This is a genomic window from Cellulosimicrobium cellulans, assembly GCF_007679345.1.
In the GTDB taxonomy this organism is placed as follows: Bacteria; Actinomycetota; Actinomycetes; order Actinomycetales; family Cellulomonadaceae; genus Cellulomonas; species Cellulomonas cellulans_A.
This window is the reverse complement of sequence record NZ_VEGH01000027.1, coordinates 1-18,229: the sequence shown is the minus strand read 5'-3', so window position 1 is coordinate 18,229 and position 18,229 is coordinate 1. Positions and strand designations below refer to the sequence as shown.

Sequence of the window (18,229 nt, the reverse complement as noted above, 5' to 3'; positions counted from 1 at the left end):
AGCGCTACATCGCCCGCGACCTGTTCCGACAGCTCGAACACAGCTGCCTACCGGCTTGACGAACCATAGGAGCGTCCTGCCCCGGGGGGGCGGTCCGGGGCGTCCGGGACATCTCCGGCGCACTCCGGGCGGCCTCTGTGGATGACGCCGGCGGCCGGAGCCGCGCGGCGCCTAGCGTCTCGCGCACGACCAGCCACCCCGCTCGCGGGAACTCCCACCGACGCCCCGACGAGGGGGTGGCGGGACCGCGATGAACAAGATAACTTGGCTGCACGGCGATGAGCCGCTGATCCTCGGCAGCGCACACCGCCACCGGGTACCCGAGGAGGACGTCCGTCACGCCATCGACCACTCGGTCGCCGCCCTCGACGTCGGCGAGGGCATGACCATGGTGATCGGTGCCGACCGTACCGGCGCGCTGATCGAGGTCGGCGTCGTCGCGATGTACGGCGGCTGGTGCGTGGTCCACGCCATGCGCCCCGCACGCCCGACGTTCCTGAGGAGATGACCACCGTGCCCCGATCGCTCGACGAGATCATCGCGAGCGCGGACGCGCTCGCCGACCGGTTCGAGGCCTACGAGCCGGCCGAGGCGGACCGGGACTCCGTCGACCCGACGACGGCCCTCTGGCTGGCGGCGTCCCGGCGTGCCGCCGCCGAGCGGGACCTGGCGGCGGCGGTGGTGGAGGCCCGGCGCGCGGGCGTCCCGTGGAAGGTGGTGGGCGAGCTGGTCGGCACGTCCGGCGAGGCCGCGAGGCAGCGGTACGGGCGGCACGCGGCGCGCTGACGGCGTCACCGGCCGTTCACCTGCCCGCCGGGTGCCGCAGCCCGCGCGTGTGGCCCCGCCTCACCCGGTGTTCCTAGGATCGACCCCATGAGCGACACCGGACTGCGGCAGGCCCAGGACAAGATGGCGGCGGCCGGGGTGGCCCCGACCGCGATCGACGTCTTCACCCACTACTACCGGGAGCTCGAGGCGGGGGCCACGGGCCTCATCCCCGAGGGCACCATCGACCCCCTGCTCGACCCCCCGCAGCTCGCGGACGTCGACATCGACCCCGAGGCCGCGCGCGAGGCGTTCGCGAAGACCGCGATCATCAAGCTCAACGGGGGCCTCGGCACCTCGATGGGCATGGACAAGGCCAAGTCGCTGCTCCCGGTGCGCGACGGCAAGTCGTTCCTCGACCTCATCGTCGAGCAGGTGCAGCACGCCCGGTCCGAGACCGGCGCCCGCCTCCCGCTCATCCTCATGAACTCGTTCCGCACCCAGGACGACTCGCTCGCCGCGCTGGCGAAGCACGAGGGGCTGGCGGTCGACGGCCTGCCGCTCGACTTCCTGCAGAACCAGGAGCCGAAGCTCCGGACGGACGACCTCACCCCGGTGACCTGGGAGGCCGACCCGACGCTGGAGTGGTGCCCGCCCGGCCACGGTGACCTGTACACCGCGCTGCTGGCGTCCGGCGTGCTGCGGCAGCTGCTCGACGCGGGCTTCCGGTACGCGTCGGTGTCGAACTCCGACAACCTGGGGGCCGCGCCGAACCCGACGATCGCCGGCTGGTTCGCCGCCTCCGGCGCCCCGTACGCCGCCGAGCTGTGCCGCCGCACCGCCGCCGACCGAAAGGGCGGCCACCTGGCGGTCCGGAAGTCCGACGGCCGGCTGATCCTGCGCGACACCGCGCAGACGCCCGCGGACGAGATGGACTACTTCACCGACGAGCACCGGCACCCCTACTTCCACACGAACAACCTGTGGTTCGACCTGGAGCAGATCGCCGCGGCGCTGGAGGCCCGGGGCGCGGTGCTCGGCCTGCCGCTGATCCGCAACGTCAAGACCGTCGACCCGACCGACTCCTCGTCGCCCGAGGTGTTCCAGATCGAGACGGCGATGGGCGCCGCGATCGAGGTGTTCGAGGGCGCGACGGCGATCGCCGTGGGCCGGGAGCGGTTCCTGCCGGTCAAGACGACGAACGACCTGCTGCTGATCCGGTCCGACGCGTACGACCTCGGCGAGGACGCGACGCTGCGCCTCGCGGTCGAGAAGGCGCCGCTGGTCGACCTGGACACGAAGGTCTACAAGACCGTCGGGACGTTCGAGCAGCGGTTCCCCGCCGCCCCGTCGCTGCGCGGCGCCTCCTCGTTCACCGTGCACGGCGACTGGACCTTCGAGCCGGGCGTCGTCGCGACGGGGGACGCGGTGGTCGAGGCCGACGGCGCGCCGGGCACCGTCCCCGCCGGGACGACGATCGGCGGCTGACCCCCGCACCGTCCGGTGCCGGCGGGTCAGCCCCGCCGGCGCCGGACGGCCAGGAGGAGCGCCCCGCCGGCCGCGAGCAGGAGCGCAGCGACGCCCGCGAGCGCCAGGCCCTCCGTGCCCGTCACGCCGAGGGCCGCGCGGGCCCCGGTGCCGGCGGCGCCGGAGCCGGGGGCGCCCGAGCCGGGGGCGCCGTCGACGCCCGTGGTGCCCGGGGCCGCGCCGGTCCCGCCGGTGCCCGGGGTGCCGGGCGTGCCCGGGGTCGTGCCGCCGTCCGGCGCCGCGACGCGCAGCGTCACCGCATCGGTCGCCACCGTCCCGGCGACGTTCGTGACGACGAGCCGCAGCATCAGGCCGTCGTCCGCCGCCACGGGCGTGTAGGTCAGCGTGTGCCGCACGGTCCCGGAGGTCGGGGCGGCCGCGAGCCGCAGCCCGGCACCGGCCCACACCGGCGCGCCGACGACGACCTGGGTCGCGCGCGCCCCGTCGGGCACGGCACCCCAGGTGCGACCGCCGTCGCGGGACGCCTCCCACTCCGCCGTGCCCGCGTCCGCGTCGACGACCCACGAGAGCTCCACGGGCTGCCCCGCCGGGACGCGCAGGGCGCCGTCCGACCCGATCCCGTCGGGCGGGTCGACGACCAGCGGGGCGGCCACGACCGTGACGGTCGCGGCGGAGCTGGTGGCCGTGGCGGGGCCCGCGACGAGCGCCGCGGTCGCGAGGGCCCGGACCCGGGTGCCGTCGGCGGGTGCCGCCAGCTCGAGCACCGGCCCGGTGGCACCCGGGACCGCGGTCCAGGTCGCGCCGTCGGGTGACGTCTCCCAGGCGAGCGCGGGCGCGGGGTCGCCGGACGCGGTGACCTCGAACCGCGCCGTGCCCCCCGCGGGCACCGTGACGTCCGCCGGGTCGGACACCGCGGGCGGGGTGAGCACCCGCAGGGTCGCGGCCGCGCTGGGCACGTCGGCGGCCGCGGCGTTGCTCGCGAGCGCCCGGTAGGCAGAGCCCCCCGCGGCGGCGGTCGCGGGCACGACCAGCGTGCCGCCCGACGCACCGGGGAGGTCGGCCCAGTCGCCCCCGGGCGCGCGGACCTGCCAGCGCAGCGTCGGCGCGGGCGACCCGGTCGCGGCCGCGGTGAACGTCGCGGCCGTGCCGGGGTCGGCGGTGACGTCGGCGGGCTCGGAGGTGAAGGTGGGCGGCGTCTGCACCGTCAGCGTCGCGGGTGCGGACGCGACCTGACCGGCGGTGCCGGTCGCCACGGCGCGGACCAGGAGGCCGTCGTCCGCGGCGTCCGCCGTCCGCTCGTAGACCGGCCCGGCCGCGCCGGGCACGTCGGACCAGGCGTCCCCGTCCGTGCTCGTCTGCCAGGTGACCACCGGGGTGGGCTCGCCGGCTGCCGACACCTCGAACCGCGCGGTCCCGCCCGTGAGCACCGTGACGTCCGCCGGGGCGGTGACCTCGGGGCCCCACAGGACGGTGAGGGTGGCCGGCGCCGACGTGGCCGTCCCGGCGACGCTCGACGCGACCGCCCGGTAGCGGGCACCCTGCGCCGCGCGGTCGGCGGTCACGTCCAGCGCGGGCGCGGTGGCCCCGGGCACGTCCGTCCAGCCCGTGGCACCCGGCGCGAGCACCTGCCACCGGAGGGCGGGCGCGGGCGTCCCCGTGGCGACGACGGCGAACGTGGCGACCTGCCCCTCCGCGACGGACCGGTCCGCCGGGCCGGTCGTGAAAGCCGGGGCGTCGTGCCGGGTGAGCGTCGCCGGGTCGCTCGCGACCTCGCCCGCGGCCCCGGTCAGCACGGCGCGGACCCGCAGACCCCCGTCCTCGCTGCCGACGACCCGCTCGTACGTCGTGCCGGTCGCCCCCGCGACGTCGGCCCACGGGCCGGTGGCGGCCGGGGCGGTCTGCCAGCGCACGCCGGGCGCCGGCGAGCCCGCGACGCCGACGGCGAACCGGACGGTGGCGCCGGGCAGCCCGCCGGCATCGGCCGGCTGCGCCGCGATCTCCGGCCCCCAGGTGACCGTGAGCGTCGCCGGGGCGCTCGTCGCGGTCCCGGCGGCGTTGTCCGCGACGACCCGGTACCGGGTGCCGTCGGCGGCGCGCGCGACGGCCACCGTGAGCCGGTCCGTGGTCGCACCCGGGACGTCCGACCAGGCCGCGGACCCGGCCGGCGCGCTCTGCCAGCGCAGCGCGGGGGCGGGTGACCCGGTCGCGGTGGTGGTGAAGACCGCCTGGGTGCCCTCGAGCGCGGTGGTGTCGGCAGGCGCCGTGACGGTCGGCGGGACCGGCTGCTCCAGCACCGCCTCGGCGGTCGCGGCGTCCACGGTCGCCCGGACGGTCAGGGTCGCACCGGGTCCGCGGGCGAACCGGGACGACGCGGTGCCGTCCGCCCCGAGGACCGGGTCGGCGGTGGCGGAGGCGGCGTCGGCCGCGGGCTCGAACGCCCAGGTGACGGCGCGCCCGGTCAGCGCGGCCAGCAGCGCCGGCGGGGCGGCGGAGCCGTCCGCGAGCGCCACACGGGCGGTCGTCGTCGTGGCGTCGCCGGTGACGGGTCGCCCGGGGGCCGCGTCGACGGCGAGCACGGCGCGGGGCGTCGTCGTGGTGGCGCCGACGGCCCCGCAGGCCGCATCGGTCGCGCCGGGCGCGCATCCCCACCAGCTCGAGACGGCGGCGACCGGCCCGACCACCGACGCGGCGCGCGTCGTCCCGGTGACGCCGTCCGTGTTGCCCACCAGCACGGACGCGGCGACCGACCCGGAGGCCAGCCACAGCGCGCCGCCGTCGCCCGCGCCGCCCGAGCCGCTGACCGTGTTGCGCTCGACCCGGGTCCCGGTGACCGCGGCGGTGCCGGTGGCGAGCACGGCCGCGCCGCGCGCGGCCGCCGCGGCGCCGGAGGTCACGGTGTTGGCGGTGAACGTCGAGCGCTCGACGGTGAGACCGGCACCGGCCACGTAGAGGGCCCCGCCCCCGAGCACGCCGGACCCGGCGCCGCCGGTGACGGCGTTGCCGTCGAAGGTCGAGCCGGTGACGACGACCGAGTCCCCGGTCGCGACGCCGAGCATCGCCACCGCCCCGCCCGGTGCCCCGTACGCGGTGTTGCCCCGGAAGGTGCAGCCCTCGACCCGCAGCGAGCCGCCGGACATCTGGACCGCCCCGCCGGGCGCCGCGGCGTCCTCGGCCCCGGTGCTGCTCGCGCTGCCGGACACGAGGCAGTCCCGCAGGGTGAGGGCGTCCGGTCGGCCGGGGTCGCCCGTGCCGGCGAGGACCGCGCCGCCCCCGCCGACCTCCGCGGCGTCGGTCGCGTCCGGCACGCCCCGCCGGATCTCGACGCGCTCGACGGTGACGTCCACCCCGCCGACGAGGCCCGGGTCCAGGTCGAGGACGCGGCGCCCCGCGCCGTCGACCGACCACGTGCCGCCGGAGGTGAGCAGGAGCGTCGCGGGCGCCGCCGGCGCGTAGGTCAGGGGGCCCGCGACCAGCGTGATCGAGGTGCCGCCGGGCACGGTCACCACCGCGTCGTCCTCGCCCGCGGCGCGGCAGAGGGCCTCGCGCAGCGTGGTCCCGGCCGCACCGTCGTCGCAGCCCGCCGTCAGCGCCGCGTCGGCGGCCGTGGTGACCGTGATCTCGACGGCCTCGGCGGCCACCGCCGCGGGCGCGCCGAGGGTCGCCCCGGCGGGTGCCACGGTGCCGGCGGACGCGGTCACGGCGGCCAGCGCGAGCGCGGCGAGGGCACGCCGGAGCGCGGGACGAGGGGGGTGCACGCCGGAAGCCTAGGTGTTTCACCCGGGCGGCGGACCCGTCGTCCGGGTGAACCTCGTAGGCTCACCCCCGCCCGATCGTCCCCGCAAGGTCCAGGAGTCCCGTGCTCACGCGTCGCACCGTGCTAGTGGCCGGCACCGCGGTCGCCGGCGTCGCCGCCGCCGGCGGGGCGGTGCTCGTGGCGCGGCGACCGACGCTGCCGCTGACCCTCGCCGCGCTGCGGCCGCTCGTCGGCGACGCGTTCGAGGTCGACGGGCGCACCGTGACGCTGGCCTCCGTGACCGGGCGGGACGGCGGGCGCGCCACGGAGGCGTCGTTCGCGCTGCGGTTCACGGGCGCCGGCGACCTGCCCGGCGCGACGCGCACGTTCGCCCACGCGGACGGCGACCTGGTGCTGCACGCGGAGCCGGTCGGCGCCGAGCGCAGCACGCTCGAGGCCGTCGTGGCCCGGACGGCCTGAGGCGGGGGACGGACGTGGAGCCCTACCTCGGGGAGATCCGGCTCTTCGCCGGCACCTACGCGCCCGCGGGGTGGGCCGCCTGCGACGGACAGCCGCTGCGGATCACCGAGAACGAGGCGCTGTTCTCCCTGATCGGCACCCGCTACGGCGGCGACGGCGTCACGACCTTCGGGCTGCCGGACCTCCGCGGGCGGTGGGCCGTCGGGCGCCGCGGCGCGAACCTCGGCGAGACCGGCGGCGCGGACGCCGTCGGGCTGACGAGCAGCCACCTGCCCCAGCACACGCACGCCGTGCAGGGCGCGGTCGCGACGGCCACGAGCACGTCGCCGTCCGGCGCCGTCTGGGCCGCGAGCCTCGCGCCGGCGTACGCGCCCGGCGACCCCGGCACCGACGGCCAGCTCCTGGCCGGCGACGCGCTCGGCTCCGCCGGCGGGGGCCTCCCGCACGAGAACCTCCCGCCGTACCTCGGGATGATGCACATCATCGCGCTGACCGGCGTCTACCCGCCTCGCGACTGAGAGCTGGACATGGACCCGTACCTCGGCGAGCTGCGCCTGTTCGCGACCGACTACGTGCCCCGGGGCTGGCTGCCCTGCGAGGGGCAGACGCTGACGATCGCGCAGAACGCCGCGCTGTACTCGATCCTGGGCGTCCAGTTCGGCGGCGACGGCCGGACGACGTTCCAGCTTCCCGACCTGCGGGACCGCTCGGTCGTCGCCCCCGGCCCCGACGTGCAGGTCGGCGCGGTCGGAGGCTCGCGCACCGTCTCGCTGACGACCGCGCAGATGCCGGCGCACTCGCACCAGGCGCAGGGCTCCACGGCGCCCGCGGACCGCGCCGAGCCCGGTGGCGCCCGCTGGGCCACGACCGCCGAGCCGCAGTACGGCACCGCGCGGCAGGTCGTGCTCGCCCCCGGCACCGTCGACCCCGCCGGCGGGTCCCAGCCGCACGAGAACACACCGCCGTACCTGGCGCTCTCCTGGGCGATCGCGGTCCAGGGCGTGTTCCCGAGCCGGGACGACGGATCCGCGACGACCGTCCCGGCCTACACGGGCGAGGTGCGGCTGTTCGCCGGGAGCTTCGTCCCGGCCGGCTGGGCGGCGTGCGTCGGTCAGCTGCTGCCGATCGCGCAGAACACCCCGCTGTTCGCGCTCCTCGGGACGAACTACGGGGGCGACGGGCGGTCGACGTTCGGCCTGCCCGACCTCCGCGACCGCACACCGGTGCACGTCGGCACCTCCGCGCCCGGCCGCCGGGACATCGGGGTGGGCCAGCAGGGCGGGGCCGCCGAGGTCACGCTCACCACCGCCGAGCTGCCGCCGCACACCCACGGCGTCCGCGGCACCGGCGCGCGCGGCAGCACCGGGAACCCCTCCGGGGCGTCCTGGGCGGTCGCCCAGCAGGGTCGCGCGCGGCGCGACCTCTACACGACGTCCGGGCCCGGCGTGGCGATGGGCGGCGTCGTCGTCGCCGGCGGCTCGCAGCCGCACGCCAACCGCTCGCCGTACGTCGGCGTCACGGCGATCATCGCCCTCAGCGGAGACTGGCCGCAGCTCCCCTGAGCGCGGACGCCCCGGCACCTTGCGTTCCCGGCGGACCCCGGGCGCGGCCGTGCGCACGGCCCGCGCCCGGCCTCGCCGCGCGCCGTCGGCCCAGGCCCGGGGCGCGCAGTTGACATCCCGACCACCCGGTCGTAATTTCTCCCGTACCTACCGCGCGGTAGGTAGTGGTGGCGCCGACGTCACGGTCGCCACGACGTCTCAACGTGGAGCCGTCCGACTCCCATGGCCGAAGAAGGTTCACATGGACGCGCAGGCAACGGTCGCCGCTGAGGGCACGCCCTCGACGCGCGACGACATCGCCCCCGACACCGGTCTCCCGTTCACGCGGGCCCGCACGCTGCAGTTCGGCATCGGGTTCTTCGTCTTCGGCCTGCTGTGGATCGTCGGTCTGCAGATCGTCGCCGCCGTGCTGCTCCCGCAGCGCCTCCGCGACATCGGCGTGGCCTCGCCGGAGACGCTGCTCGGCTCGATCAGCGCCATCACCGCGGTCGTGTCGCTGGTGTCGAACCTCGTGTTCGGCAACCTCTCGGACCGCACGCGCGGACGGTTCGGCCGCCGGGCGCCGTGGATCCTCGGCGGCGGCATCCTCGGCGGCGTCTCCCTGTTCGCGATCGGCGTCCTGACCAGCTCCGCGGCGATCACGCTCGTCTACTGCCTGTGCATGGTCGGCCTCAACATGATGCTGGCGCCGGCGGTGGCGGTCCTGGCCGACCGCGTCCCGGGCAAGCTCCGCGGCACCATGTCCGCGTTCTACGGCGGCGGCCTCGCGGGCGGTGCACCGATCGGCTCGCTCGTCGGCGCGCTGTTCATCGTGAACTCGTTCCCCGGCTTCGTGCTCGGCGGGGCGCTCATGGCCCTGTCGGCCGTCATCGCGCTCGTGGTCTGGCCGCGGGAGAAGTCCGCCGCGGACCTGCCGCCGGCTGCCGCCGGTTTCGGCGAGCTGCTCAAGTCGTTCCGCCCGCCGCGCAAGGCCCCCGACTTCTACCTCGCGTTCGCCGGCCGCCTGTTCATGCTGGTCTCGTACCAGATGGTCATGGCGTACCAGCTGTACATCGTGCAGGACCACGTCGGGCAGTCCGTCGAGGAGTCCGCGAGGACCATCGCCACGATGTCGGTGATCCTCCTGGTCGTGTCGCTCGTCGGCTCGGTCGTCTCCGGCCCGGTCTCCGACCTCATCGGCCGCCGCAAGCTCCCCGTGGTCGTGTCGAGCGTGCTGTTCGCCGTCGGCATCGCGATGCCGTGGATCTGGCCGACCCCTGCCGGCATGTTCCTGTTCGCCGGCATCGCGGGCTTCGGCTACGGCGTCTACACCTCGGTCGACCAGGCGCTGAACGTCGACGTGCTGCCGAACGAGGAGGAGGCGGGCAAGGACCTCGGCATCCTCAACCTGTCGACCACCGCCGGCCAGACCGTCGGGCCGCTCATCACCTCGGCCCTGGTCGTGGCCACCGGCGGCTACGGGCTGGTGTTCCCGGTGTCGATCGTGGCCGCGCTCCTCGGCGCCTTCTTCATCACGCGGATCAGGTCGGTGCGCTGACCCGACACCGTTGCGGCGCCCCGCCGCACCCGCTCGAGGCCCCGGGCCGGACACCGCGTCCGACCCGGGGCCTCGTCGTCAGCCCACCGCGCCGCCCGCGCCCGGCCGGCCGAGCAACGCGAGGTCGGCCAGGTCCACCGCCCGCGGCGGATAGCCGGTGTGGAACGCGACCTGCTGCGCCACCGACAGGCAGCCCACGACCCTGCCGTCGATCGTCCCGGTCACGAAGCACTCCGCCGGGTAGTCGAAGGTGACGCCGTCCAGGCCGGCCTGCGTCCCGCGGCCCCGGGCGTCGAAGGCCACGGGGTGCAGGTCCACCCACCGCCCACCGGCCGCTGCGAGCTCGACCCGGACCGGCCGCCAGTCCGTCTCGACGGCGTAGCCCAGCGGCGTGAGCGCGCCGAGCGCCGCGGCCTCGCCGGTCGCGTCGACCGCCAGGTCCAGGTCCCGGTGCGCCCGGGTCTGCCGGCCCACCAGGGCGTCGACGCCCCAGCCGCCCGCGACCCAGGCGCGGCAGCCGGCAGCCGCGAGCGCGTCCAGGACGCGCAGCACCTCGGCGGGGTCCACGCGCGCCACCTCCCCGGGTCGCCGTGCGCCCCCACTGTGCCAGTGACGCGACCCCCGGGCCACGCCGTACACCGGCCGGACACCTCGGTCGGCCACACTGGCCGGCGACGGCCGCGCACGCGCCGCGCGGACGACGACCCAGGAGGACGACGGCATGAGCGGCGGTGCCGGCCTCGCCCGGCGGATCGGCCTCGGCGACGCCGTGGTCATCGGGCTCGGCTCGATGGTGGGCGCCGGGGTGTTCGCGGCGTTCGCGCCGGCCGCGCAGGCCGCCGGCTCCGCGCTGCTGCTCGGCCTGGCCCTGGCCGCGGTGGTGGCCTACGCCAACGCCACGTCCTCCGCGCAGCTCGCCGCGCAGTACCCCGCGTCCGGCGGCACGTACGTCTACGGACGCGAGCGGCTGGGCCCGTGGTGGGGGTTCCTCGCCGGGTGGTGCTTCGTGATCGGCAAGACCGCGAGCTGCGCGGCGATGGCCCTGACCGTCGCCGCCTACGCCGTGCCGCCCGCGTGGCAGCGGCCGGTCGCCGCCGGTGCGGTGCTCGCGCTGACCGCGGTGAACCTGCGGGGCGTCACCCGGACGGGGCGCCTGACCCGCCTCGTCGTGGCGGTCGCGCTCGCCGCCCTGGCGACCGTCGTCCTCGTCGGCCTGACCGGTGGTGAGCCGTCGTGGGCACGGGTCGCCGTCGGCGCCGACGCGACGTGGTCCGGCGTGCTGGGCTCCGCCGGTCTGCTGTTCTTCGCGTTCGCCGGGTACGCGCGGATCGCCACGATGGGCGAGGAGGTGCGCGACCCGGCCCGGACGATCCCCCGCGCGATCCAGCTCGCGCTCGGGCTGGCGGTGCTCGTCTACGCCGCTGTGGCGGTGACCCTGCTGACGGTGCTGGGCCCGGACGCGGTGGCGGCCAGCGTCGCCCCGCTCGCGGACGCCGCCGCGGCGACCGGCCGGCCCTGGGTCGGCGCGGTCGTCCGGGTCGGCGCGGTCGCGGCCTCGCTGGGCGCGTTGCTCGCGCTGGTCGCCGGGGTCAGCCGCACCACCCTGGCGATGGCCCGCGAGGGCGACCTGCCGCGACCGCTCGCGGCGGTGCACGAGCGGTACCGGGTGCCGCACCGGGCGGAGGCCACGCTCGGCGTCGTGGTCGTCGCGCTGGTGCTGACCGTCGACCTGCGCGGCGCGATCGGGTTCTCCTCCTTCGGCGTGCTGCTCTACTACCTGGTCGCGAACCTCGCCGCCCTCACCCAGGACCGGGCGCACCGCCGGTTCCCGCGCGCGCTGCAGGTGCTGGGCGCCGTCGGCTGCGTGGCACTCGCCGCCACCCTGCCGCCCGCGTCGGTGCTGGGTGGGGCGGCGGTCGTCGCGGCCGGCGTCGCCTGGCGCGCGGTCGTGCTGGCCCGCCGCCGGCGTGTGGGTGGCCCGGCGTAGCGTGCGGCGGACCGGCGCACCGGCCGGGGGCTCCGACGAGGGAGGCACCATGTCCGAGGACACCGCGCGGGACGGGCACGACGGCGGGTCCGACCCGCAGGGCTGGTGGGGGCCGCCCGTCGCCGGGGACGAGGTCGCGTCGCTCGTCGGCTCGCTGGAGCGGCAGCGCGCCACCTTCGCGTGGAAGGTCGGCGGCCTCGACCGGGACGCGCTGTCCGCCACGCTGGGGCCGTCGGCGATCACGCTGGGCGGCCTGGTCAAGCACCTGGCGTTCGTCGAGGTGTTCCACCTGTGCACCCGGGTGAACGGGCGGCGGCCGGGCGACCCGTGGGAGGACGTCGACTGGGACGCCACCCCCGACTGGCCGTGGTCCTCCGCCGCGCACGACGACCCCGCGTACCTCTACGGGCTGTGGCGGGACTCCGTGGTGCGCGCCCGGGCGTCGCTGGCCGACGCCGTCGCCGACGGCGGGCTCGACCGCCCGATCGCGTGGTCCGACGACCCGGACGCCACGCCGAGCGTGCGCCGGGTGCTGGTCGACCTGATCGAGGAGTACGCCCGGCACGTCGGGCACGCCGACCTCTACCGCGAGGCGATCGACGGGGTGGTCGGGGAGGACCCGCCCGAGGTGCCCCCGCTCTACCCGCTGCCCGAGCGCCGGGGCTGAGCCCGGCCGGGCCCGGCCCGGCGGGGCACCGCGGTCACCGCAGCGGCGCGGGCTCCCGCGGCGCCATGCCCGCGGCCCGGTAGGCGTCGTCCACCAGCCGCATCGCCGCCACCGCCTGCGCCGTCCCGGACACCGGGTCGCCGCCGCGCAGCACCGCGTCCGCGAACGACCGCAGCATCCACACGTACGACGCCGTCGGGTCGACCGGCTCCTCGACGACCCGGCCGTCGGCGTGCTCGACGACGATCCGCCCGCCGTTCTGCGGCCCGTACGGGCTGTGCACGGTGATGGTGCCCGTGGTGCCGACGATCCGCGCCCGGACGCTCTGCTCCTCCGTCGCCACCATGCTGGCCCGCACGGTGCCGTCCACCCCGCCGGGCAGGTCCAGGTGCACCACGATCGACGCGTCGACCCCGTCCACCTCGACCGCCTCCGCCGACCGCACGGTGGGCGCGCCCAGCACGTGGGTGAGGAACCGCAGCGGGTACACCCCGAGGTCCATCAGCGCGCCGCCGCCCATGGACTCCTGCCAGCGGATGTCGCCCCGGTCGGCGATCTCGACGCAGAAGTCGGCCTCCGCGGAGGTCACCTCGCCGATCGCCCCCTCAGCCACCAGCTCGCGCAGCCGTGCCCACGACGGGTGGTGCTGCGAGTGGAACGCCTCCATGACGACCAGCCCGGTGCCCGCGGCCGCGGCCGCCACGTCCTCGGCCTCGGCGGCGTTCGCCGTGAACGGCTTCTCGCACAGCACGTGCTTGCCCGCGGCGATCGCGCGGAGCATCCACACCCCGTGCAGCGCGGCCGGGGTCGGCACGTAGACCGCGTCGATCTCCGGGTCGGCCAGCAGCGCGTCGTAGTCGTCGAGCACGCGGCCGATGCCCTCCTCCCGCGCGGTCCGCTCCGCCCGGGAGCGGTCGCGGGCGGCGATCGCCGTCACCTCGACCTCCGGGACGGACGCGGCGGGCACGGCCACCGCGTCGTGCAGGATGCGAGCAGCACCGAGGACCCCGAGACGCACCGTCGACATGGTCAGCACCGTAGCGGGCGCGGCGGGGCGGCGCCGACCCGCGGCACCCGACGGCCGGTGCGGGCGCCGGCTCAGCGCGCCTCCGCGTCCCCCGCCCCGCCGCCGGCTGCCGCCCGTGCCGGCGCGCCCTCCGCCCGTACCCGGGCCAGCGCCGCCTCCGCCTCCGCGACCAGCTCCTCGTCGCGCGTCTCACGGCGCAGCGCCACCGCGATCTCCAGGTCCCCCAGCGCGCCCTCGTGGTCGCCCAGGCCGGCGCGGGCGAGGCCGCGGTGCTGGTAGCCCGACGCGACGATCCGCGGGCTGCCGACCGCCTCGGCCACGGTGAGCGCCCGGTCGGCCGCGTCCCGGGCCTCGGGCCAGCGCCGCGCCGCCACCAGGATGCGGGCGAGCTGCGCCCGCGCGTTCGCCTCGGTGAACGCCGCGACCTGCAGGCGCGGCCTGGTCTCCGGGTCCGCGAGCCGCGCCAGCGTCGCCCGGGTCGTCGCCAGCGCGTCGTCGAGCCGGCCGAGCCGCGCCTGCACGCGGCCGAGCGCGAGCATCGCCTGCGGCGCGCCCTCGCGGTCGCCTGCGTCGAGCATGCAGGCGACGGCCTCCCGCGCGTCGACCTCGGCCGACGGGAGCTCGCCGAGGTGCGCCGTCATGGACGACCGGTAGCTCAGCGCCCAGCCGATCTGCGCCGCGTCCCCGCACCGCCGCGCCGCCTCGAGCGCCCGGGTCGCCGCCGCGATGCCCGCCCGGTCGTCCCCGCGGCAGACCGACTGGGCCCAGGCGCGGTAGCCCTCGTGCACCGCGACCAGCCGGTCGTCCCCCAGCGCGGTCGCCGCCTCCGCGGACCGGTCGTACACCTCCGGCCAGCGGTCCCAGGTCGACCACAGGTCGGAGAACCAGTGCACCGCGTCCGCGACCGCGACGACGCGCTCGTGCTCCCCCGCGTCGGACGCGCGGCGCAGCGCGGCGAGCCAGTTGCCCGACTCGGCCCGCAGCCACCCGCCCGCCGCCGCCGCGTCGTGCACGTCGACGTCCCCGCCCGCCGGCTCGGCCAGCCCGTCGTCCGGGTGGTCGGCGTGGTCGGGCTCGAACCGCCGGCCCGCGCGCACGGTCGTGGTCAGCAGCCAGTCGTCCGCCGCGGCGCGCGCCACCCGGTGCGCGGCCGGGTCCTCCTGGTGGTCGAGCTCCCACCGGGCGAACAGCCGGAGCAGGTCGTGCAGTCCGTACCGGTCGCCGGGCAGGTGCTGGACGAGGCTGAGGTCGCACAGCTCGTCCAGCAGGTCCTCGGTGCGCCAGAGCGACTCGCCCACGAGCGCCGCCGCGAGACCCGCCCCCGCCTGCGGCGCGTCCACCAGGGCCAGCCGCCGGAACAACCGCTGCGCGCCCGGGCCGAGCTGCTCGTACGAGGACGCGAAGGCCGCGCGCACCTGCAGGTCGCCGGCGGTGAGCGAGTCGAGCCGCCGCTCCTCCGCGGACATCCGCCGGACGAGGCCGGCGATCGACCAGCCGGCGTGGGCGGCGAGCCGGTTCCCGGCGATGCGCAGGGCGAGCGGGACGTCGTCGCACAGCGAGGCCAGCCGGGCGAGCGGCTCCGTCGCGGAGCGGTCCGGGACGATGCGCCCGAGCAGCGCGACCGAGTCCGCCGGGTCCAGCCGGCCGAGGACCGTGCGGTGCACGCCGCTCAACCCGGCGAGGGTGCGCCGGCTGGTGACCAGGACCGCCGCGGGACCGTCCACCGGCAGCAGCGGTCGGACCTGCTCCTCGGACGCCGCGTTGTCGAGCACGAGCAGCACCCGGCGACCGGCGAGCAGCCGGTGCAGGTGCGCCACCGCCTCGTCCGGGTCGGGCGGCACCGTGCCCTCGGCCAGCGCGTCCGCGACGCGGCGGACCGCCGCGTCCGGGTCGACCGGCGCCGCGTCCACCCCGCGCAGGTCCAGGAACAGCCGGTCGTCGAAGCGGTCGCGGACGTCCCGCGCGACCTGCGCCGCGAGCGTCGTCTTGCCGAACCCCGGCGGCCCGGTGACCACCGCGACCGGCGCACCGCCGGGTGCGGTCAGCGCGCCCGCGAGCGCCGCGCGCTCCACCTCCCGCCCGGTGAAGTCGGCGACCCGGCGCGGCAGCGGGAGCGGCTGCGGCGAGCCGGCCGCCGCGGGGGTGCGCCGCCGCCCGGCGCGCGCGGCGCGCAGCAGCGCGGCGCGGTCCGCCGCCGGCAGTCCCAGGGCGTCCGCCAGCGCCTGCACCGTGCGGTGCTGCGGACCGCGGCTGACCCCGCGCTCGATGTCGCCGATCCCGCGGTCGCTCACCCCGGACGCCGCGGCGAGGTCCTCGATCGTGAGGTCCGCGTCCTGCCGGTGCCGCCGCAGGAGCGCTCCCAGGTCGTCCTCGCCCATCCCTCGCCCGCTCTCGCACCGCCGGCCGAGCTCCCCCGAGTTCTGCCGGACTTCTTCCTGGTCCCGCGCGGCGCTGCGCGGTCCCATGGTCCACGGGGCCGGACGCCTCGGGCAAGTGCCCCGGGGCCGGTCGGTCCGCGCCCCGTCCGCCAAGGAGGAACCATGCCCTACGTCAGCACGCCCGACGGCGCCGAGATCTTCTACCAGGACTACGGTCAGGGGAAGCCCGTCCTGCTCAGCCACGGCTGGCCGCTCAGCTCCGAGGCCTGGGCCTACGAGCTCAAGGTGCTCGCCGACAACGGCTACCGCGCCATCGCGCACGACCGCCGCGGCCACGGCCGCTCGTCGCGCACCAGCGGCGGCAACGACATGGACACCTACGCCCGGGACCTCGCGTCGCTGGTCGAGCAGCTCGACCTGACCGACCTGACCGTGATCGGCCACTCCACGGGTGGCGGCGAGGTCGTCCGGTACGCCGCGCAGCACGGCAAGGGCCGGGTCACCAAGGTGGTCACCGTGGGCGCCGTCCCGCCGGTGATGGTGCAGTCCGGGTCGAACCCCGAGGGCACCCCGATCGAGGTGTTCGACGGCATCCGCGAGGGCGTGCTCCGCGACCGCTCGCAGTTCTACCAGGACCTGTCCGAGACCTTCTTCGGCGCCAACCGCGAGGGCTCGACCATCAGCCAGGGCCTGCGCGACGACTTCTGGCGGCAGAGCATGCTGGCCGAGCTCCAGGCGGCCTACGACTGCGTCGCGGTGTTCTCGGAGACCGACTTCACCGAGGACCTGAAGGCCCTCGACGTGCCGATCCTGATCGCGCACGGCGACGACGACCAGATCGTCCCGATCGCGGCGGCGGCCTACAAGTCGATCGACCTGGTCAAGCTCGGCACGCTCAAGGTCTACCCGGGCGCCCCGCACGGCATCTCGGGCGCCTACCAGGAGGCCCTGATCAAGGACATCCTGGCGTTCATCGCGGACTGACCCCGCGCCGCGTGCCCGGATCCGCGGACGGCTCCTCCCGGAGCGACCGCGGGTCCGGGACTCGGCGCGCCCGCGCGCAGAACTACGGTGGACCCATGCGTCCGTTCTCCCAGGTCGACGTGTTCACCGACGAGGCCTTCCGCGGCAACCCCGTCGCCGTCGTGCACGACGCGGACGGCCTGACCGACGCGCAGATGGCCGCGTTCGCCCGGTGGACCAACCTGTCGGAGACGACGTTCCTGCTGCGCCCGACCGACCCCGGCGTCGCGGACTACCGGCTGCGCATCTTCACGCCCGGCGGTGAGCTGCCGTTCGCCGGCCACCCCACCCTCGGCTCCTGCCACGCCTGGCTGTCCCGCGGCGGCGCACCGGCGCGCGCCGACCGGATCGTCCAGGAGTGCGCCGTCGGGCTCGTCCCGCTGCGCCGGGACGGCGGGCGGCTGCGGTTCGCCGCACCGCCCCCGCTGGTCGACGCCCCGGTCGACGACGACACGCTGCACCGCGCCGTCGCCGCGCTCGGCCTGCCGCCGGAGGCCGTGGTCGACCACCGGTTCCTCGACAACGGCCCGCGCTGGAACGTGCTGCTGCTCGACTCCGCGGAGCGCGTGCTGGCGCTGCACCCCGACTGGGCGGCGCTCGGTGCCGTGCACCTCGGGGTCGTCGGCCCGCACGCACCCGGTGGGGAGACCGCGTTCGAGCTCCGGGGCTTCGCCCCCGCCATCGGCGTGCCCGAGGACCCCGTCACCGGGAGCCTCAACGCCGTCGTCGGGCAGTGGCTGATCGGCGCCGGGCGGGCACCCGAGCGGTACGTCGCGGCGCAGGGCACCGCGCTCGGGCGGGCCGGCCGGGTCCACGTCGAGCGCGACGCGGACGGCACCGTCTGGGTCGGCGGCGACACCGTGACGTGCATCGAGGGCACCGTGCGCGACCACCCGGCCTCCTCGGCCGACCCGGTGGCGGGATGACCTCCGCGCGCACGAGCGCGGGCCTTCTGCTGCACCGGCCCGGCGCCGCCGGTCCCGGCGCACCCGAGGTGCTGCTCGGGCACATGGGCGGTCCGTTCTGGGCCCGCAAGCCGCACGCGTGGACGGTGCCCAAGGGCGAGCCGCTCCCCGGTGAGGACCCGCACGCCACCGCGCTGCGCGAGTTCGCCGAGGAGGTCGGCGTCCCCGCGCCCGACGGGGCGGAGACCGACCTCGGGGAGGTCCGGCAGCGCGCGGGCAAGGTCGTGCGCGTGTGGGCGCGGGCCGCGGACCTGGATCTCGACTCGCCCCGCGGACCGGTGAGCGAGGTGACCGTCGACTGGCCACCTCGCAGCGGCCGCACGGTGACGTTCCCGGAGCTCGACGAGCTGCGGTGGGTGCCCCTGCCGGAGGCGCGCGACCTGGTCGTCGCCGCGCAGGCGGAGTTCCTCGACCGGCTGGTCGCGCACCTCGCGACGGGCTGAGGCGCGGTGGGCGTCGGCGCGGGGGGGGCGTCGGCGCGGAGTGCGGGCGGCGCGGTGCTCGGTCGGCGGGCGGGCGGCGAGTCCTCCACAGGGCGCAGGGCGTGCGTGGTCCCCAGGGCGCGCGGTCGGGCCGGGGGTGGTGTCGGTGGTCGCCGGTAGCGTTCTTGCATGGCT

Annotated in this window: 16 protein-coding genes; 12 read left to right on the top strand and 4 right to left on the bottom strand. The window is 77.1% G+C overall.

Going from position 1 to position 18,229, the window contains the following annotated elements; translation table 11 throughout:
* Positions 1-250: 250 nt before the first annotated feature.
* The 3 genes from FS882_RS20615 to FS882_RS20605 all read left to right on the top strand — a co-directional run bounded on the left by FS882_RS20615 (position 251) and on the right by FS882_RS20605 (position 2,253).
* Positions 251-508, top strand: coding sequence for a hypothetical protein (locus tag FS882_RS20615; RefSeq protein ID WP_158376129.1), 258 nt, complete (start codon positions 251-253; stop codon positions 506-508).
* Entirely contained in the window at positions 505-786 is a 282-nt protein-coding gene (locus FS882_RS20610) for a hypothetical protein (protein WP_158376127.1), read from the top strand. Before FS882_RS20615 ends, FS882_RS20610 begins: the two co-directional genes overlap by 4 nt.
* A gap of 87 nt (positions 787-873) precedes the next feature.
* A complete protein-coding gene (locus FS882_RS20605) occupies positions 874-2,253 on the top strand; it encodes a UTP--glucose-1-phosphate uridylyltransferase (protein ID WP_158376125.1) in 1,380 nt (459 codons plus the stop codon).
* Between the two features lie 26 nt (positions 2,254-2,279).
* On the opposite strand, the gene FS882_RS20600 is transcribed toward FS882_RS20605, so the two are convergent.
* A complete protein-coding gene (locus FS882_RS20600; protein ID WP_187365414.1) occupies positions 2,280-6,008 on the bottom strand; it encodes a hypothetical protein in 3,729 nt (1,242 codons plus the stop codon).
* A 101-nt stretch (positions 6,009-6,109) separates the two neighbouring features.
* Here FS882_RS20600 and FS882_RS20595 point away from each other — a divergent pair, with 101 nt between their 5' ends.
* From FS882_RS20595 to FS882_RS20580, 4 genes are all read left to right on the top strand, one after another.
* Positions 6,110-6,466 carry a DUF6916 family protein gene (locus FS882_RS20595; protein WP_158376121.1) on the top strand — a complete coding sequence of 119 codons (357 nt, stop codon included), beginning with the start codon at positions 6,110-6,112 and terminating at the stop codon, positions 6,464-6,466.
* Between the two features lie 14 nt (positions 6,467-6,480).
* Positions 6,481-6,984 carry a phage tail protein gene (locus tag FS882_RS20590; RefSeq protein WP_158376119.1) on the top strand — a complete coding sequence of 168 codons (504 nt, stop codon included), beginning with the start codon at positions 6,481-6,483 and terminating at the stop codon, positions 6,982-6,984.
* A gap of 9 nt (positions 6,985-6,993) precedes the next feature.
* Positions 6,994-8,028 (top strand): phage tail protein, encoded by a 1,035-nt coding sequence (locus FS882_RS20585; RefSeq protein WP_158376117.1) that lies wholly within the window; start codon positions 6,994-6,996, stop codon positions 8,026-8,028.
* Positions 8,029-8,269: 241 nt separating this feature from the next.
* Positions 8,270-9,565 carry an MFS transporter gene (locus FS882_RS20580; protein WP_158376115.1) on the top strand — a complete coding sequence of 432 codons (1,296 nt, stop codon included), beginning with the start codon at positions 8,270-8,272 and terminating at the stop codon, positions 9,563-9,565.
* Between the two features lie 78 nt (positions 9,566-9,643).
* On the opposite strand, the gene FS882_RS20575 is transcribed toward FS882_RS20580, so the two are convergent.
* Positions 9,644-10,132 carry a nucleotidyltransferase domain-containing protein gene (locus FS882_RS20575; protein WP_158376113.1) on the bottom strand — a complete coding sequence of 163 codons (489 nt, stop codon included), beginning with the start codon at positions 10,130-10,132 and terminating at the stop codon, positions 9,644-9,646.
* 154 nt (positions 10,133-10,286) lie between these two features.
* On the opposite strand from FS882_RS20575, the gene FS882_RS20570 reads away from it, so the two are divergent.
* Both FS882_RS20570 and FS882_RS20565 read left to right on the top strand, forming a co-directional pair.
* A complete protein-coding gene (locus FS882_RS20570) occupies positions 10,287-11,552 on the top strand; it encodes an APC family permease (RefSeq protein ID WP_158376111.1) in 1,266 nt (421 codons plus the stop codon).
* A gap of 49 nt (positions 11,553-11,601) precedes the next feature.
* The gene (locus FS882_RS20565; RefSeq protein WP_158376109.1) at positions 11,602-12,219 is read left to right on the top strand and encodes a DUF664 domain-containing protein; all 618 of its coding nucleotides are present in this window, start codon (positions 11,602-11,604) and stop codon (positions 12,217-12,219) included.
* A 34-nt stretch (positions 12,220-12,253) separates the two neighbouring features.
* On the opposite strand, the gene FS882_RS20560 is transcribed toward FS882_RS20565, so the two are convergent.
* Together FS882_RS20560 and FS882_RS20555 are read right to left on the bottom strand one after the other, a co-directional pair.
* A complete protein-coding gene (locus FS882_RS20560) occupies positions 12,254-13,246 on the bottom strand; it encodes a Gfo/Idh/MocA family protein (protein ID WP_158376107.1) in 993 nt (330 codons plus the stop codon).
* 71 nt (positions 13,247-13,317) lie between these two features.
* A complete protein-coding gene (locus FS882_RS20555) occupies positions 13,318-15,624 on the bottom strand; it encodes an ATP-binding protein (RefSeq protein WP_187365413.1) in 2,307 nt (768 codons plus the stop codon).
* Positions 15,625-15,786: 162 nt separating this feature from the next.
* Between FS882_RS20555 and FS882_RS20550 the strand changes: the two genes are divergently transcribed.
* From FS882_RS20550 to FS882_RS20540, 3 genes are all read left to right on the top strand, one after another.
* Positions 15,787-16,608 (top strand): alpha/beta fold hydrolase, encoded by an 822-nt coding sequence (locus FS882_RS20550; RefSeq protein ID WP_158376103.1) that lies wholly within the window; start codon positions 15,787-15,789, stop codon positions 16,606-16,608.
* A gap of 95 nt (positions 16,609-16,703) precedes the next feature.
* Complete coding sequence (locus FS882_RS20545) at positions 16,704-17,573, top strand: PhzF family phenazine biosynthesis protein (RefSeq protein ID WP_158376101.1); 870 nt, start codon at positions 16,704-16,706, stop codon at positions 17,571-17,573.
* Positions 17,570-18,055, top strand: coding sequence for an NUDIX domain-containing protein (locus tag FS882_RS20540; protein WP_158376099.1), 486 nt, complete (start codon positions 17,570-17,572; stop codon positions 18,053-18,055). The genes FS882_RS20545 and FS882_RS20540 overlap by 4 nt, the downstream gene beginning before the upstream one ends.
* The last annotated feature ends 174 nt before the right edge of the window (positions 18,056-18,229 follow it).

Bases quoted from the DNA above. Each gene is read 5' to 3' on its own strand.
- FS882_RS20615 (WP_158376129.1), top strand. From the start codon at position 251: ATGAACAAGATAACTTGGCTGCACGGCGATGAGCCGCTGATCCTCGGC.
- FS882_RS20610 (WP_158376127.1), top strand. From the start codon at position 505: ATGACCACCGTGCCCCGATCGCTCGACGAGATCATCGCGAGCGCGGAC.
- FS882_RS20605 (WP_158376125.1), top strand. From the start codon at position 874: ATGAGCGACACCGGACTGCGGCAGGCCCAGGACAAGATGGCGGCGGCC.
- FS882_RS20585 (WP_158376117.1), top strand. From the start codon at position 6,994: ATGGACCCGTACCTCGGCGAGCTGCGCCTGTTCGCGACCGACTACGTG.
- FS882_RS20580 (WP_158376115.1), top strand. From the start codon at position 8,270: ATGGACGCGCAGGCAACGGTCGCCGCTGAGGGCACGCCCTCGACGCGC.
- FS882_RS20570 (WP_158376111.1), top strand. From the start codon at position 10,287: ATGAGCGGCGGTGCCGGCCTCGCCCGGCGGATCGGCCTCGGCGACGCC.
- FS882_RS20565 (WP_158376109.1), top strand. From the start codon at position 11,602: ATGTCCGAGGACACCGCGCGGGACGGGCACGACGGCGGGTCCGACCCG.
- FS882_RS20560 (WP_158376107.1), bottom strand. From the start codon at position 13,246: ATGTCGACGGTGCGTCTCGGGGTCCTCGGTGCTGCTCGCATCCTGCAC.
- FS882_RS20555 (WP_187365413.1), bottom strand. From the start codon at position 15,624: ATGGGCGAGGACGACCTGGGAGCGCTCCTGCGGCGGCACCGGCAGGAC.
- FS882_RS20550 (WP_158376103.1), top strand. From the start codon at position 15,787: ATGCCCTACGTCAGCACGCCCGACGGCGCCGAGATCTTCTACCAGGAC.
- FS882_RS20545 (WP_158376101.1), top strand. From the start codon at position 16,704: ATGCGTCCGTTCTCCCAGGTCGACGTGTTCACCGACGAGGCCTTCCGC.
- FS882_RS20540 (WP_158376099.1), top strand. From the start codon at position 17,570: ATGACCTCCGCGCGCACGAGCGCGGGCCTTCTGCTGCACCGGCCCGGC.